At 65.4% G+C, this 12,811-nt stretch carries 13 protein-coding genes and 1 pseudogene; 7 read left to right on the forward strand and 7 right to left on the reverse strand.

Annotated elements, in window-relative coordinates; all coding sequences use genetic code 11:
* Positions 1–13: 13 nt before the first annotated feature.
* A complete protein-coding gene (locus ACK6AU_RS04355) occupies positions 14–1,528 on the reverse strand; it encodes an MDR family MFS transporter (RefSeq protein ID WP_409297920.1) in 1,515 nt (504 codons plus the stop codon).
* Between the two features lie 344 nt (positions 1,529–1,872).
* On the opposite strand from ACK6AU_RS04355, the gene ACK6AU_RS04360 reads away from it, so the two are divergent.
* A complete protein-coding gene (locus ACK6AU_RS04360) occupies positions 1,873–2,787 on the forward strand; it encodes a helix-turn-helix domain-containing protein (protein WP_185698454.1) in 915 nt (304 codons plus the stop codon).
* On the opposite strand, the gene ACK6AU_RS04365 is transcribed toward ACK6AU_RS04360, so the two are convergent.
* Positions 2,780–2,956: a hypothetical protein gene (locus tag ACK6AU_RS04365; RefSeq protein WP_164485040.1), complete on the reverse strand. Its 177-nt coding sequence runs from the start codon at positions 2,954–2,956 to the stop codon at positions 2,780–2,782. The genes ACK6AU_RS04360 and ACK6AU_RS04365 overlap by 8 nt on opposite strands.
* 145 nt (positions 2,957–3,101) lie before the next feature.
* A complete protein-coding gene (locus ACK6AU_RS04370) occupies positions 3,102–4,007 on the reverse strand; it encodes a LysR family transcriptional regulator (protein ID WP_185698453.1) in 906 nt (301 codons plus the stop codon).
* Between the two features lie 114 nt (positions 4,008–4,121).
* On the opposite strand from ACK6AU_RS04370, the gene ACK6AU_RS04375 reads away from it, so the two are divergent.
* Both ACK6AU_RS04375 and ACK6AU_RS04380 read left to right on the forward strand, forming a co-directional pair.
* Positions 4,122–5,006 carry an MBL fold metallo-hydrolase gene (locus ACK6AU_RS04375; protein WP_409297924.1) on the forward strand — a complete coding sequence of 295 codons (885 nt, stop codon included), beginning with the start codon at positions 4,122–4,124 and terminating at the stop codon, positions 5,004–5,006.
* 71 nt (positions 5,007–5,077) lie between these two features.
* A complete protein-coding gene (locus ACK6AU_RS04380) occupies positions 5,078–5,692 on the forward strand; it encodes an NAD(P)-dependent oxidoreductase (RefSeq protein WP_185698451.1) in 615 nt (204 codons plus the stop codon).
* A gap of 211 nt (positions 5,693–5,903) precedes the next feature.
* On the opposite strand, the gene ACK6AU_RS04385 is transcribed toward ACK6AU_RS04380, so the two are convergent.
* Positions 5,904–6,785 carry a LysR substrate-binding domain-containing protein gene (locus ACK6AU_RS04385; RefSeq protein WP_409297926.1) on the reverse strand — a complete coding sequence of 294 codons (882 nt, stop codon included), beginning with the start codon at positions 6,783–6,785 and terminating at the stop codon, positions 5,904–5,906.
* Between the two features lie 147 nt (positions 6,786–6,932).
* Here ACK6AU_RS04385 and ACK6AU_RS04390 point away from each other — a divergent pair, with 147 nt between their 5' ends.
* Together ACK6AU_RS04390 and ACK6AU_RS04395 are read left to right on the forward strand one after the other, a co-directional pair.
* On the forward strand, positions 6,933–8,570 hold the full coding sequence (locus tag ACK6AU_RS04390) for a 5-guanidino-2-oxopentanoate decarboxylase (RefSeq protein ID WP_409297928.1): 1,638 nt from the start codon (positions 6,933–6,935) through the stop codon (positions 8,568–8,570).
* The gene (locus tag ACK6AU_RS04395; protein ID WP_185698448.1) at positions 8,567–10,015 is read left to right on the forward strand and encodes an aldehyde dehydrogenase family protein; all 1,449 of its coding nucleotides are present in this window, start codon (positions 8,567–8,569) and stop codon (positions 10,013–10,015) included. Before ACK6AU_RS04390 ends, ACK6AU_RS04395 begins: the two co-directional genes overlap by 4 nt.
* On the opposite strand, the gene ACK6AU_RS04400 is transcribed toward ACK6AU_RS04395, so the two are convergent.
* Positions 10,012–10,953 carry an AraC family transcriptional regulator gene (locus ACK6AU_RS04400; protein WP_185698447.1) on the reverse strand — a complete coding sequence of 314 codons (942 nt, stop codon included), beginning with the start codon at positions 10,951–10,953 and terminating at the stop codon, positions 10,012–10,014. The genes ACK6AU_RS04395 and ACK6AU_RS04400 overlap by 4 nt on opposite strands.
* A 331-nt stretch (positions 10,954–11,284) precedes the next feature.
* On the opposite strand from ACK6AU_RS04400, the gene ACK6AU_RS04405 reads away from it, so the two are divergent.
* Together ACK6AU_RS04405 and ACK6AU_RS04410 are read left to right on the forward strand one after the other, a co-directional pair.
* Positions 11,285–11,650 carry a putative quinol monooxygenase gene (locus tag ACK6AU_RS04405; protein ID WP_409297930.1) on the forward strand — a complete coding sequence of 122 codons (366 nt, stop codon included), beginning with the start codon at positions 11,285–11,287 and terminating at the stop codon, positions 11,648–11,650.
* A 9-nt stretch (positions 11,651–11,659) separates the two neighbouring features.
* Positions 11,660–11,932: a hypothetical protein gene (locus ACK6AU_RS04410; RefSeq protein ID WP_022640558.1), complete on the forward strand. Its 273-nt coding sequence runs from the start codon at positions 11,660–11,662 to the stop codon at positions 11,930–11,932.
* On the opposite strand, the gene ACK6AU_RS04415 is transcribed toward ACK6AU_RS04410, so the two are convergent.
* Together ACK6AU_RS04415 and ACK6AU_RS04420 are read right to left on the reverse strand one after the other, a co-directional pair.
* Positions 11,925–12,554, reverse strand: a complete 630-nt coding sequence (locus ACK6AU_RS04415; protein ID WP_185698445.1) for a flavin reductase family protein — start codon at positions 12,552–12,554, stop codon at positions 11,925–11,927. The two genes, ACK6AU_RS04410 and ACK6AU_RS04415, sit on opposite strands and share 8 nt — an antisense overlap.
* Before the next feature lie 142 nt (positions 12,555–12,696).
* Positions 12,697–12,811: pseudogene (locus ACK6AU_RS04420) on the reverse strand (heme utilization protein); the annotation flags it as partial.

Raw genomic sequence — 12,811 nt, forward strand, 5'->3', positions numbered from 1 at the left:
CGTCCCGGCCCGCTTAGCGGGCCTTGTCCTCGCGTCCGCGCAACAGGCGGTTGGGCATGGCGATCGCCGCCGCCAGGCCCAGCAGCGAGACCCCGGCGCTAACCAGCAGCAGGTGGCGGAAGGTCAACAGCAACTCGCTGCGCAGGGCGTCCCGATCCGGGCCGGGCGCGGCATTCAAGCCTTCGAGCAGGGCATTGCCGGTGTGGCCTTCGTTCAGCAGCCCGCCGCCCAGGTGCGCCAGGCCAGAGTCTTGCAGCAAGGCCAGTAGCAATGCCGACATCAACGCCACCCCGACCGCTCCGCCCAAGGAGCGGAACAGGTTGGTGGTGCTGGTGGCGACCCCGATATCACGCTGTTCCACCGCGTTCTGGGTGCCCACCAGCGAAGTGGGGAACTGCATGCCGCTGGCTACCCCGCACAGCAACATGAACAGGCCGCTGCCCAGTTCCGCCTGGGGCGGGACCAGGGCCATGCCGAGGATCGCGACCGGCATCAACGATGCCCCGGTGAGGATCATCGGCTTGTAGCGACCGGTCACCGAGGTCAGCCGTCCGGCGCAGTAGGCGCCCATGGGCAAGCCCATGGCCAGGGGCAACAGGTGCAGCGCGGCGCTATCGGCCCCGGCCCCGGTGATGCTCTGGAAACGCAGGGGCATCAACACGATCAGCGAGATGGCCTGGAAGCTGGTGAAGAAGATCGCGCACCAGCACAACAGGGCGCTGCGGTTGGCGAACAAGTGCATGGGCAACAGCGGCTCGCGGGCCCGTCGTTCATGCCAGGCGAACAGCGCCAGGACGATGATGGCGATGGCCAGCAGGTCGAGCACTTCGGCACTGCGCCAGGAGTGCCCCTGGCCGATCTGGGTGATGCCCAGCAGCAGGGCGCTGAGGCCGATGATCAGGAGCAGGGTGCCGAGGTAGTCGATGATCGGCTTGCGCTGGGGCACTGGTAGCCCCACCAGGGTGCGATAGGCCACCCACCAGGCGCCCAGGCCCAGGGGCAGGTTGATCAGGAACACCCAGCGCCAGGACAAGAACTCGGTCATGTAGCCGCCCAGCACGGGGCCGGCGACGCTGGCCACCGCGTACATGCTGCTGAAGTAACCCTGGTAGCGGCCGCGTTCCCGGGGCGGGACTATGTCGCCGATGATGGCCTGGCTCACCGAGATCATGCCGCCGGCGCCAATGCCCTGGAAGATCCGCGCCAGCACCAGTTGCTCCATGTTCTGGGCCAGGCCGCAGAATAGCGAGGCCAGGGTGAACAAGCCCATGCCGAACAGCATCAGCCGGCGCCGACCGTAGAGGTCGCCGAGCTTGCCGTAGATCGGCACGGCCACGGTCATGGCCACCATGTAGCCGGAAATCACCCAGGCCAGGAGGCCGACATCCTTGAACTGGGCGGAGATGGCCGGCATCGAGACGGCGACGATGGTCTGGTCCAGCGCGCCGAGGAAGATCGCCAGCATCAGGGCGACCAGCACACTGCGGATGGCCACCGGGGAGGGGCCAGGTTGGTGGAGGTGAGACACGAAAAAACCTGTGGGCAATGGGCTTGGCGGGCGACGCCGGCAAATGATGTGTGCGCCAGTGTACTTGATAGCTACCTACCGGATAGCTCTGCAAGCATGTTCCTGACAGTAATTTCATCAAACGTGCCCGGAGCTGCTTGCGGCGAAATGGGAAGCATTCTGTATAGTGGCACCTCTGCGCGTCCTGCCTGGCAGGCCACAGAATGAGTGTTTATGAATGTTGCCTATGCTTGCATTTTGATTGGGCGAATCCGTCAATTGAGCAAGACAACCCAACGGAATCCGCATGTACCCATCCCCTGGGCACCATGCCTGCCCGTTCCTCCGAGGCCCGGATCGCAGTGATGAACAAGCCAGCCCTTGCATCCATTCCCGTATTCAAGCTCTATGGCGAGAGCCTGGAGTGGCCCACCCCCGACCTGTTGCACTGCGAGCCCATCAGCCAGCGCAGTCGCGAATTGCATTGGGAAATAAAGCCCCATCGGCATGCCGACCTGTGCCAGTTGCTGTTCGTGCGGCGCGGACAGGTCCAGTTGCAGGTCGAGGGCCAGCGAACCTTGCTGGATGAGGCGGCGATCCAGGTCGTGCCGGCGCTGTCGGTCCATGGCTTCCACTTCTCCGAGGACATCGAAGGTCATGTGGTGACCCTGGCGGCGCCGCTGGTAGGGCACCTGCAAGCCCAGTTGGGGCAGGCAGGGGACATCCTCGGTACTTGCGCCGGCTATCCGGCGGGAGACGATGCGCAGTACCTGGACGGGCTGTTCAGCGCATTGCAGGACGAGTACCAGGGCCAGCAGCCAGCGCGGGAAATGCTCATGCATTCCCTGGTGGGCATGATCGTGGTCTGGGTCGGGCGCCAGGCGTTGCGACGCAGCAAGGCCAGCCAGCGTCCACAGCGGGCCCGGGACTATTTCAACGGTTTCATGCAACTGGTGGAGGCACATTATCGCGAGCATGTGAAGGTCGAGGACCTGGCCCACAAGCTGGGGATCTCGGTGTCGCACCTCAACGGCACCTGCCGCGAACTGGCCGGGCAGCCGGCATTGCAGATCATGCACGAGCGCCAGTTGCTGGAGGCCAAGCGCCTCTTGACCTACACCGGGATGACCATCTACGAGATTTCCGCCGAGCTGGGGTTTTCCGACCCGACCAACTTCACCCGGCTGTTCCGGCGCCGGGTAGGCATCTCGCCCAAGGTCTTCCGCGATCAGCTCAAGGCCGAGCAGGCCGGCGACCGCGGATCCCTGTCGCTTACCTGAGAGCGTTCAGGGTGGCGTTGTGGGGGATGCAGCGTTCCAGGTTGCAACTGGCATAGGCGCGAGTCTGCATGCGGGCCTGTTCGACGCGATAGGCAGCGGTGCCGTACAGCGCCAGGGTCACGGTGCAGGTCATGAAAATGGCCAGGTATCTTCTTGTCTTGACGTTCATGGCGATGACCTCTGAACCGGTGCCTCGGTATTTTCCAAAGCACTGTTATCAGAATAGGCCAGCTGTCCGGACTTGCCAGGAACCCCACCTCGGCTGTTTGACAGGGTATTCAGCAAATGGATCGCCCCAGCGCCTCATCCCGCCGTTAGAGCCCCTGGTCCCAGGCGGGCTTCTGGGGAAATCTCAGCACCAGGAAATCCAGCATGCTGCGCAAGGTCGCCGGCATGTGCTTGCGTGAGGCGTAGACCGCGTAGATGTTCATCCGGCGAGGTTCGGCATGGGCCAGCAGGCGCACCAGTTCCCCGCGCTTGATGTATTCCCCGGCCTGGTAGCTGGGCAGCATGGCGATGCCGGCACCGGCCACCGTGGTGCGCAGCAGGGTGCTGGCCTCGTTGGCGCTGATATTGCCCTGGACCGGCACCGACACCGGTTCGCCATCTTGTTCGAAGTGCCACAGGCTCTTGCCGAAATAGGAGTGGGTCAGGCAGTTGTGCTGGCTCAGTTCTTCCACCCGCTGGGGCGCCGGGTGTTCGCGCAGGTAGGCCGGGGCCGCGCAGATCACCGAGCGGCAGACCGTCAGGTGCCGGGCGATCAGGTTCGGGTCCAGGTCGTTGCTGGTGCGTATCGCCAGGTCGATGCGTTCGTCTACCAGGTTCACCGTGCGATCGAGCATCTGCAGGTCGATGCTCACCCCGGGGTGGCGCTTGACGTAGTCGGCCATGGCCGCGGCCAGTTGCGACTGGCCGAACGAGGTGCTGACGCTGATGCGCAACAGCCCGCGCGGGACATCGTCGGGCTCGCTCACCACTGCCTGCATGTCGCTGGACAGCTCCAGCATCTGCCGGCAACGGGGCAGGATCTCGCTGCCGGCGGCAGTCAGGCTGAGCTTGCGCGTGGTGCGGTGCATCAGCCGCGCGCCGACCCAGTCTTCCAGCTCCGCCAGGTAGCGCGAGACCACCGGTCGCGACAGGTCCAGGTGATCGGCCGCCGCCGATTGGCTGCCCAGATCGACCACGGTGACGAAGACTCGCATTGCTTGGAGACGATCCATGATTTGCCCGCTTTCAGAAACAAACTATGTCCAAGCATCGCATTTTTTGTAACGACTCTGGCAACTAAGCTTGCTCCATTCCCAATACGCCAACCGCTGCTGGAGCTGCCCCCCATGATCGGATTCCCTTCACTCAAACGCTTGCTGCTGGCCACCGCCGTCCTCGGTTTCGCCGCCCATGCCGCAGCTGCCGAGCCCACCCTGCAACTGGACGTCTATAACCCCGGCAGCAACGCCATCTTCCCGGTCAGCTCGGTGCTGGTCAGCGGCAAGAAGGACGCGATCCTGGTGGACGCCCAGTTCGGCAAGTCCCAGGCCCGGCAACTGGTGGACAAGATCCGCGCCAGCGGCAAGCACCTGACCACGATCTACATCAGCCATGGCGATCCGGATTACTACTTCGGCCTCGACACCCTGACCAGCGCTTTCCCGGACGCCAAGGTCGTGGCCTCGCAGCCGACGGTCGAACACATCAAGGCCACCGTCGAAGGCAAGCTGGCCTTCTGGGGCCCGCAAATGGGCGCTGACGTTCCGGCCAGGACCATCGTGCCGAGCGTGCTCGAGGGCCACAGCCTGACTTTGGAAGGGCAGAAGCTCGACGTCATCGGCCTGGATGGCAAGCAACCGGATCGCAGCTTTGTCTGGATTCCCTCGATCAAGGCGGTGGTCGGCGGCGTGGTGGTCTCGGAGAACATCCATGTGTGGATGGCCGATACCCAGACTGCCGAGTCCCACCAGCAGTGGTTGAAGACCCTCAAGACCATCGAAGGCCTCAAGCCCAAGACCGTGATCCCCGGTCACTACCTGGGCGACAGCGCGCGCTCCCTGAAGCCGGTGCATTTCACGGCGGACTACATCAAGGCCTTCGATGAGGAAACCGCCAAGGCCAAGGACTCCGCGGCGCTGATCGCGGCCATGAAGAAGCGTTACCCGGACCTGGGCGAGGACAGCTCGCTGGAGCTGAGCGCCAAGGTCGCCAAGGGCGAAATGAAGTGGTGAAACCTTCCTGACCCCCGCTCCCGGACCGGGAGCGGGGGCGCTGTACTCTCTTTGCCAACTGGAGAATCGTCATGAGCAAGATCGCAATCATCGGTGCCACCGGCCGGGCCGGTAGCCAACTCCTGGAAGAAGCCCTGCGTCGTGGCCACAGCGTCACCGCCATCGCCCGCGACACCACGAAGATCGGCCAGCGGGCCGGGATCGTCAGCCGTGCCGTGGACGTGGCCGACAGCGCCGCGCTGCAAGCGGCCGTGGCGGGCCATGACGTGGTGCTCAGCGCCGCGCATTTCGCCCCCATCGCCGCCAGCGCCATCATCGATCCGGTGAAGAAGGCCGGGGTCAAGCGCCTGCTGGTGGTGGGCGGTGCCGGTTCGCTGTTGCTGCCGGGGGGCGGCAAGGTCATCGACAGCCCCGGTTTCCCCGAGGAATACAAGGCCGAAGCCAGTGCCGGTGGGGTGTACCTGGAAACCCTGCGCAAGGAGCAGGACCTGGACTGGAGCTTCCTCTCGCCGTCGGCGGAGTTCGTCGAAGGCGAACGCACCGGGAAGTTCCGCCTGGGCCAGGACGACCTGCTGGTCAGCGCCGAAGGGCGTAGCTGGATCAGCTTCGCCGACTACGCCATCGCCATGCTCGACGAAGTGGAAAAACCGGCCCATGTGCGCCAGCGCTTCACCGTCGGTTACTGATCCGGCTAACGGGTTATGGCGGCTGCACCTGCCGGTGTAGCCGCCAGAGCTTGCGAGGCTGCAGGGCCCTAATCAGGAACTTGCAGCTGCTGCGCACCCTTACGCAGCCTGCGGCAGTGGCTACACGAGGCGGTTCGTACCGTGGCTGTAGTCGCTGTCGAGCCTGCGAGGCTGCGACGGGCCCGCAGGGCCCCAGTCCAGGCGCAGCGCCCTAGCGCCGGTGCGCCTGTTCCACCAGCCAGTCCAGCAACTCCAGCAATTGCGCCGAAGGCCCCGGACGTTCCGGGTAGACCAGGTAATAGGCCTGGCCCGTCGGTATCTTCAATTCGAACGGCATGACCAGCCGCCCGGCGCTCAGGTCATCGCCAATCAACGCCCAATCGCCCATCGCCACTCCGGTCCCCTGGGACGCCACCGACATCGCCAGGTCCAGGGTCTCGAAATGCTGGCCCTTGCCCAGGGTGTTGAACGGTGTGCCCGCCGCCTTCAGCCAGCGTTGCCAATCCCGTTGGTCATGGGACGGATGCAGCAACAGGTGGTGCTGCAGGTCCGCCGGGGTCCTGAGTGGCGTCGGGCCTTCCATCAGCGGTCGCGAGCACACCGGGGTCAGTTGTTCATTGAACAAGTGCCGCGAACCGAGGTTCGGGGAGGGCGGGGCGCCATACATCACCGCGGCATCGAACGGCTCACGGGTGAAGTCCACGCCGTGCTGGATGGTGGTGGTCAGTTGCACCGGCACTTCCGGCCGTTCCTTCTGCCATTGCAACAGCCGTGGCAGCAGCCAGCGCATGGCGCAGGTCGGGGCCTTGAGGCGCAGGTTGCGGCTGCGGCTGCCGATCTCGTCCACCGCGCCATTGATCAACTCGAATACCTGCTGCACCCGTGGCAGCCACTCCAGGCCTTCGGCCGTCAGGCTCAAGCCACGGGCCTGGCGCTGGAACAATGGATAGCCCAGGTGGCTTTCCAGTCCGGCGATCTGCCGGCTCACCGCGCCCTGGGTGATATGCAGTTGCTCGGCGGCGCGGGTGAAGTTGCAGCACTGGGCGGTGACCAGGAAGGTGTGCAGCGCGGGCAGGGGAGGCAGGCGTTTCATGGAGGGCCAGGCATGACGTGAGGACATGGCTAGTATGACTTTTTATCCATTGTTCCGGCTACCGCTGCGCCGTTCCAATAGCCCCCTGCCGGCGTCCACGGGTGTTTCCCGACCGCTCGGTATCAACCAACAAGAAAGGGCGATGAGATGGCGACATGTGGCGAAGTACTGGTCAAGTTACTCGAGGGGTATGGGGTCGAGCAGGTGTTCGGCATCCCTGGAGTGCATACCGTCGAGTTGTATCGGGGCCTGGCCCGTTCCTCCATCCGCCACGTCACCCCGCGCCATGAGCAAGGTGCCGGCTTCATGGCCGACGGCTACGCCCGCACCAGCGGCAAGCCCGGGGTGTGCTTCATCATCACCGGCCCTGGCATGACCAACATCACCACCGCCATGGGCCAGGCCTATGCCGATTCGATCCCGATGCTGGTGATCTCCAGCGTGCAGACCCGCAGCCAGCTGGGCGGCGGACGCGGCAAGCTCCACGAGTTGCCGAACCAGAGCGCCCTGGTCGGTGGCGTGGCAGCGTTCTCCCATACGCTGATGTGTGCTGATGAGTTGCCGGTGGTACTGGCCCGGGCCTTCGCCCTGTTCCAGGCCGGTCGTCCGCGCCCGGTGCATATCGAGATTCCCCTGGATGTACTGGTCCAGGATGCCGACCACCTGCTGGCCAGCGAGCCGGTACAGATCGCCCGGGCCGGCGCCGCCCCGGCGGCCGTGGCGCAGATGGGCCAGTTGCTGGCGACGGCCAAGCGTCCGCTGATCCTGGCTGGCGGCGGCGCCATCGATGCCGCCGCGCCCCTGACCCAGCTCGCGGAGTTGCTGCAGGCCCCGGTGGCCTTGACCATCAACGCCAAGGGCATGCTGCCTGCGGCGCACCCGCTGCTGATCGGTTCGACCCAGTCGCTGGTGGCCACCCGGGCCCTGGTGGCCCAGGCCGATGTGGTGCTGGCCATCGGCACCGAACTGGCGGAAACCGATTACGACGTGACTTTCGCCGGCGGCTTCGAGATTCCCGGCACGCTGTTGCGGATCGATATCGATGCCGACCAGACCGTGCGCAACTACCCGCCGAAAGTGGCGCTGGTAGCCGATGCCGATATCGCCGCCCAGGCCTTGCTGGCGGAGCTGTCGCGGCAAACCCTGGCCGAGCGCAGCCGTGACTGGGGGGCTGTGCGTGTCGATGCCTTGCGCCAGGAGCTGGAGCTCATCTGGGATGCCCCGACCCGGGCCCAGACCCGGCTTTTGCAAACCCTGGTCGAGGTGTTGCCGGAGATCGTCCTGGTCGGCGACTCCACCCAGCCGGTATACAGCGGCAACCTGACCTTCAATCCTGACCAGCCACGACGCTGGTTCAATGCTTCCACCGGCTACGGCACCCTGGGTTATGCCTTGCCGGCGGCCATCGGCGCCTGGCTTGGCGGTGGCTCGAGCCCGGCCCAGCGGCGGCCGGTGGCCTGTCTGATCGGTGACGGCGGCTTGCAGTTCACCCTGGCGGAACTGGCCTGCGCCGTGGAGGCACAAACCCCGGTCATCGTCGTGTTGTGGAATAACCAGGGGTACGAAGAGATCAAGAAGTACATGGTCAATCGCGCCATCGAACCGGTGGGCGTCGACATCTACACCCCGGACTTCATCACCGTGGCCAAGGGCCTGGGCTGCGCTGCCGAGCGCGTCGACAGTGTTGCGCAACTGCGGGCGGCCTTGCGCCTGGCGGTCGATCGCCAGGGCCCGAGCCTGATTGAAATCGACCAGAATCGCTGGACCCAGGGAGTACAGGCATGACTGCGCAACCCATGCTGGACGGCCTGTATATCGACGGCCAATGGTCGGCTGGCAATGAGCCGCTGCAAGTGATCAACCCAGCCACCGAGGCCCCCCTGGCCCGGGTGGCCGGCGGTGGGCCAGAGGCCGTGGACCGCGCGCTGCGTGCTGCCACTGGCGGGCTGGCTCGCTGGGCCCGAAGCACTGGTGCCGAGCGGGCGGTGGTGCTGCGCAGGATCGCCACTGGCGTGGCTGCGCGTCGCGAGCGCCTGGTGCAACTGCAATCGAGCAACAACGGCAAGCCACAGGCCGAGGCGGCCATGGACGTCGACGACGTGATCGCCACGTTCGACTACTACGCCGAACTGGCCGAGGGCCTGGACGCTCGCCAGGATGCCGAGGTGGCGCTGCCCAGCGCGGATTTCAGCGCCCGCCTGCGCCGCGAGCCATGCGGCATCGTCGGGCTCATCGTGCCGTGGAACTTCCCCATGGTCACCACCGCCTGGAAGCTTGCGCCGGCCCTGGCGGCAGGTTGCAGCGTGGTGCTCAAGCCCTCGGAGGTCACGCCGTTGCCGGAGCTGGAGCTGGCGGCGATCGTCGCCCAGAGCGGCTTGCCCCAGGGGGTATTCAACCTGGTCTGCGGCACCGGCCTGGCAGTGGGGGCGCCTTTGGCGGCGGACCCGCGAGTGGCGAAGATCTCCTTCACCGGCAGCAATGCGGTGGGTGTCCAGGTCATGCAGCGGGCGGCGGAAACCGTCAAGGGCGTGAGCCTGGAACTGGGCGGCAAGTCATCGTTGCTGGTCCTGGCCGATGCCGACCTGGACCTGGCGGTGGAGCTGGCCTGCGGCGGTGGTTTCTTCAACGCCGGGCAAATGTGCTCGGCCACCAGCCGGGTGCTGGTGGCGGCTGAACTGGCCGATGAATTCCTCTACCGGCTCAAGGCCCGGGCCGAAGGCATCCGGGTGGCCGAGCCGTTCGAGTCCGGGGCGCAGATGGGCGCGCTGGTCAACCAGGCGCAATACCAGCGGGTGCTGGGGCATATCGACCGTGGCTTGCAGTCCGGGGCCAGGCTGGTGTGTGGCGGTAGTCGCCCGGCGCACCTGGCACAGGGCTACTTCATCCAGCCCACGGTGTTCACCGAGGTGCCGCTTGACAGCGGGTTGTGGCGGGAGGAGATCTTCGGTCCGGTGCTGTGCGTGCGCAGCTTCGACAGCCAGCAAGAAGCCATCGAGCTGGCCAACGACAGCGAGTTCGGCCTGGTCGCCAGTGTAGTGGGTGGCGATACCGCCAATGCCGAGGCGGTGGCCAATGCCCTGCAGGCCGGACTGGTGTGGATCAACGCACCGCAGGTGATCTTTCCCCAGACGGCCTGGGGCGGCTACAAGCAGAGCAGCATCGGCCGCGAGCTGGGGCCCTGGGGGCTACAGGCGTTCCAGGAGATCAAGCACGTGGTGCGGGCCCACTAACCCGGCCCCAAGCCGCCTGCCCGCAGGCGCGCCATGTCCCGCAAGGGGGGCGCGCCGAACAGGCGACTGTACTCGCGGCTGAACTGCGAAGGGCTTTCATACCCCACCCGATAACCCGCCACCGAGGCTTCCAGGCCTTCGGCCAGCATCAGCCGGCGGGCTTCCTGCAGGCGCAGTTGCTTCTGGTATTGCAGCGGGCTCATGGCGGTCATCGCCTTGAAGCGATGATGCAGGGTCGACACGCTCAGGTTGACTTCCCGCGCCAGCTCGTCGATACGCAGCGACTGTTCGAAATGACCGTTGAGCCATTCGATCGCCTGGTTGACCCGGTGGCTCTGGCTGTTAGCGGTGGCGATCTCGTACAGGCGATGGCCCTGGGGGCTGCGCAACAGGCGGTAGAGGATTTCCCGGCGAACCAGGGGCGCCAGCATGGCGATGTCCTTGGGCGTGTCCAGCAGGCGGGTCAGGCGCAACACCGCATCGAGCATCGGCGAATCCAGGCGCTCCACGTACAGGCCGCGTCCGGTGGGCCGGGCGGGCACGCCCAGGGGACCGGCGTCGGCGATCAGAGCGTTGATCTCGCCGGGGTCGATGTCCAGGCGCAGGGCCAGGATCGGCTGCTCGGGGGAAACCAGCGCCACCTTGCCGCTCAAAGGCACGGCAACCGAGACCACCAGGTAGTTCAGCGGGTCGTAGTTGTAGGTCTCGTCGGCCAGCTGCACCTCCTTGCGGCCCTGGGCCATGATGCACAGGGCCGGCTGCGCCAGCACCGGTGCGAACTGGTGGGTATGGCTGTGGCGCGAGACGAACAGCGAATCGATGGCCGTGGCGTGGCTGCCGTCGACGACGGTATGGCGATCGATGATCGCCGCCAGCTCCGCACGCTGGCGTTCCATTTCCGGGGCGAGGGGAGCCGGCAGGTTTTCCAGGGATGACATGGGGCGGCCTCCGGGGTTTTGCGATCGGCACAGCTTAAGTTTGTGCAAGCGGGGAGGCTAGGCCGATCCTGCGTAAAACTTGCCTGATCCTGCTACTTGCGCGCGCGATGTACGAGGTTGTCCCATCGACTGGAGTTTCACTTGCTTGAAACACCGCTGTAGTCATTTTGTCCCATGGCGCGGGACGAGCAAGCTGGTGGTGGGCGATATCGCAGGATTGGGCAAATCAGCGGCAGGAATCGACTAACCCGGGTTCACCCGCGGCCCGTATCGTTGGATCCTGTCGCAGCCTGTCCCCCGGCTGCCTCGACGACACCTGGGAGGGTCGCACATGTCCACGCATATTCCCGTCAGCCATATGGCTTTGGTCCGCGCCCGTGCGGGGCGCTCCACAGAGCTGGGCGCTCGCCTGAGCAGCCTGATCGAACCGTCCCGCCAGGCGCCCGGCTGCCTGCAATTCGCCTTGCAACGCTCGCAGTGCGATGCCCAGTTGTGGCTGGTGTCCGGGTTCTGGAGCAGCCAGCAGGCGATGACCACTTATTTCAGCTCGCCGGCCATGGAGGTCTTCAGCGAGCTGGTCCAGGACCTGGTGGTCGACAGCCTGGACTTGCACACCTTCGATACCGTTTCGGCACAGGAACTGCCGGGCGAGTACCCCCAGTTGCACGGCGTGCCGGTGCACAAGCTGGCCAGTTGAAGGTTTAGAATGGCCGACTTTCCATTGGCCAGGACCCGCAACATGGCACGCAAAGAGTTCGCACATTACGAAGCAGTTTCCGCTGTGGTTCCAGGGGAGGGGGGATACAGCGCCGCCATCGCCATCAAGGCCCTGGATGTTTCAGGAGCCCCGCGCTTTCATAAAGTCCTGGACGAGCAGAAGTTCAAGACCGCCCATGACGCCGACCAGGCTGCCGCGCAACAACTCGAACAGCTGATCGACGTCGACGCCGACGGTCAATTGTGCTGGAAGACTATTTGACCGCTCCCGGGCGGTACATCTTGAACAGGGCCTCGGGGCCCAGCTGGAAGTAATCCGCCGGACCGCCGCCGCGCAGAATGGGTTCTGCCGCGGCGGTGTCATAGATGCCGTCCTTGAGCAGCCACTTGGCGATATGCACGGCGACCACTTCGCCGAGGATCAGCCAGCTCGGCACCAGCTCCTTGTCCGCCCGCTGCAACTGGATGATCTGCGTGACCTTGCACTCGAAGGACACCGGGCTTTCGGCTACCCGTGGCACGGCGATGACTTTCGAAGCCACCGGCGTCAGGCCCGACAGGGTGAATTCGTCGACCTCGGGGGCCACGGCGGCGCAGCTCTGGTTCATCTGCTCGGCCAATGGCCGGGTGGCCAGGTTCCAGGCGAACTCGCCGGTCTTCTCGATGTTGTTCAGGCTGTCTTTGCGCCCGACGCTGGAGAACCCGATGATCGGCGGAATGTAGTTGAAGGCATTGAAGAAGCTGTAGGGCGCAAGATTCAGGCGACCCTGCTCGTCCTGGGAGGAAATCCAGCCAATGGGGCGCGGGCCGACGATGGCGTTGAACGGGTCGTGGGGCAGGCCGTGGCCCTGGGCGGGTTCGTAGTAATGGATATCGTCGGGCATGGCTCGCGGTTCCTGCTGGGAGCTTTAGGGGGCGCCATAGTGCAGTGCGCATCCGGCGAATTCCAGCTTCGCCGTGCAGGATTCGCGCCCTGAAAAGATCGAGCCCGGCGCAAGTGCCGGGCTGTACTGTCCAGAAGAACGATCAGCCGATGTTGGCGGAACCGGTGCGGTCATAGCCATCGGCGGCGAAGGTGGCGGAACCGGTGCGGTCGTAGCCGTCGGCGGCGAAGGTGGCGGAACCGGTGCGGTCGTAGCCA

The organism is Pseudomonas sp. KCJK8993 (assembly GCF_046230915.1).
Lineage (GTDB): Bacteria > Pseudomonadota > Gammaproteobacteria > Pseudomonadales > Pseudomonadaceae > Aquipseudomonas > Aquipseudomonas piscis.

Excerpts from the sequence above, each read along its gene's own strand:
- ACK6AU_RS04375 (WP_409297924.1), top strand. The coding sequence starts at position 4,122 with ATGATCGGATTCCCTTCACTCAAACGCTTGCTGCTGGCCACCGCCGTC.
- ACK6AU_RS04385 (WP_409297926.1), bottom strand. The coding sequence starts at position 6,785 with ATGAAACGCCTGCCTCCCCTGCCCGCGCTGCACACCTTCCTGGTCACC.
- ACK6AU_RS04400 (WP_185698447.1), bottom strand. The coding sequence starts at position 10,953 with ATGTCATCCCTGGAAAACCTGCCGGCTCCCCTCGCCCCGGAAATGGAA.
- ACK6AU_RS04360 (WP_185698454.1), top strand. The coding sequence starts at position 1,873 with ATGAACAAGCCAGCCCTTGCATCCATTCCCGTATTCAAGCTCTATGGC.
- ACK6AU_RS04415 (WP_185698445.1), bottom strand. The coding sequence starts at position 12,554 with ATGCCCGACGATATCCATTACTACGAACCCGCCCAGGGCCACGGCCTG.
- ACK6AU_RS04390 (WP_409297928.1), top strand. The coding sequence starts at position 6,933 with ATGGCGACATGTGGCGAAGTACTGGTCAAGTTACTCGAGGGGTATGGG.
- ACK6AU_RS04410 (WP_022640558.1), top strand. The coding sequence starts at position 11,660 with ATGGCCGACTTTCCATTGGCCAGGACCCGCAACATGGCACGCAAAGAG.
- ACK6AU_RS04395 (WP_185698448.1), top strand. The coding sequence starts at position 8,567 with ATGACTGCGCAACCCATGCTGGACGGCCTGTATATCGACGGCCAATGG.
- ACK6AU_RS04365 (WP_164485040.1), bottom strand. The coding sequence starts at position 2,956 with ATGAACGTCAAGACAAGAAGATACCTGGCCATTTTCATGACCTGCACC.
- ACK6AU_RS04370 (WP_185698453.1), bottom strand. The coding sequence starts at position 4,007 with ATGGATCGTCTCCAAGCAATGCGAGTCTTCGTCACCGTGGTCGATCTG.
- ACK6AU_RS04380 (WP_185698451.1), top strand. The coding sequence starts at position 5,078 with ATGAGCAAGATCGCAATCATCGGTGCCACCGGCCGGGCCGGTAGCCAA.
- ACK6AU_RS04405 (WP_409297930.1), top strand. The coding sequence starts at position 11,285 with ATGTCCACGCATATTCCCGTCAGCCATATGGCTTTGGTCCGCGCCCGT.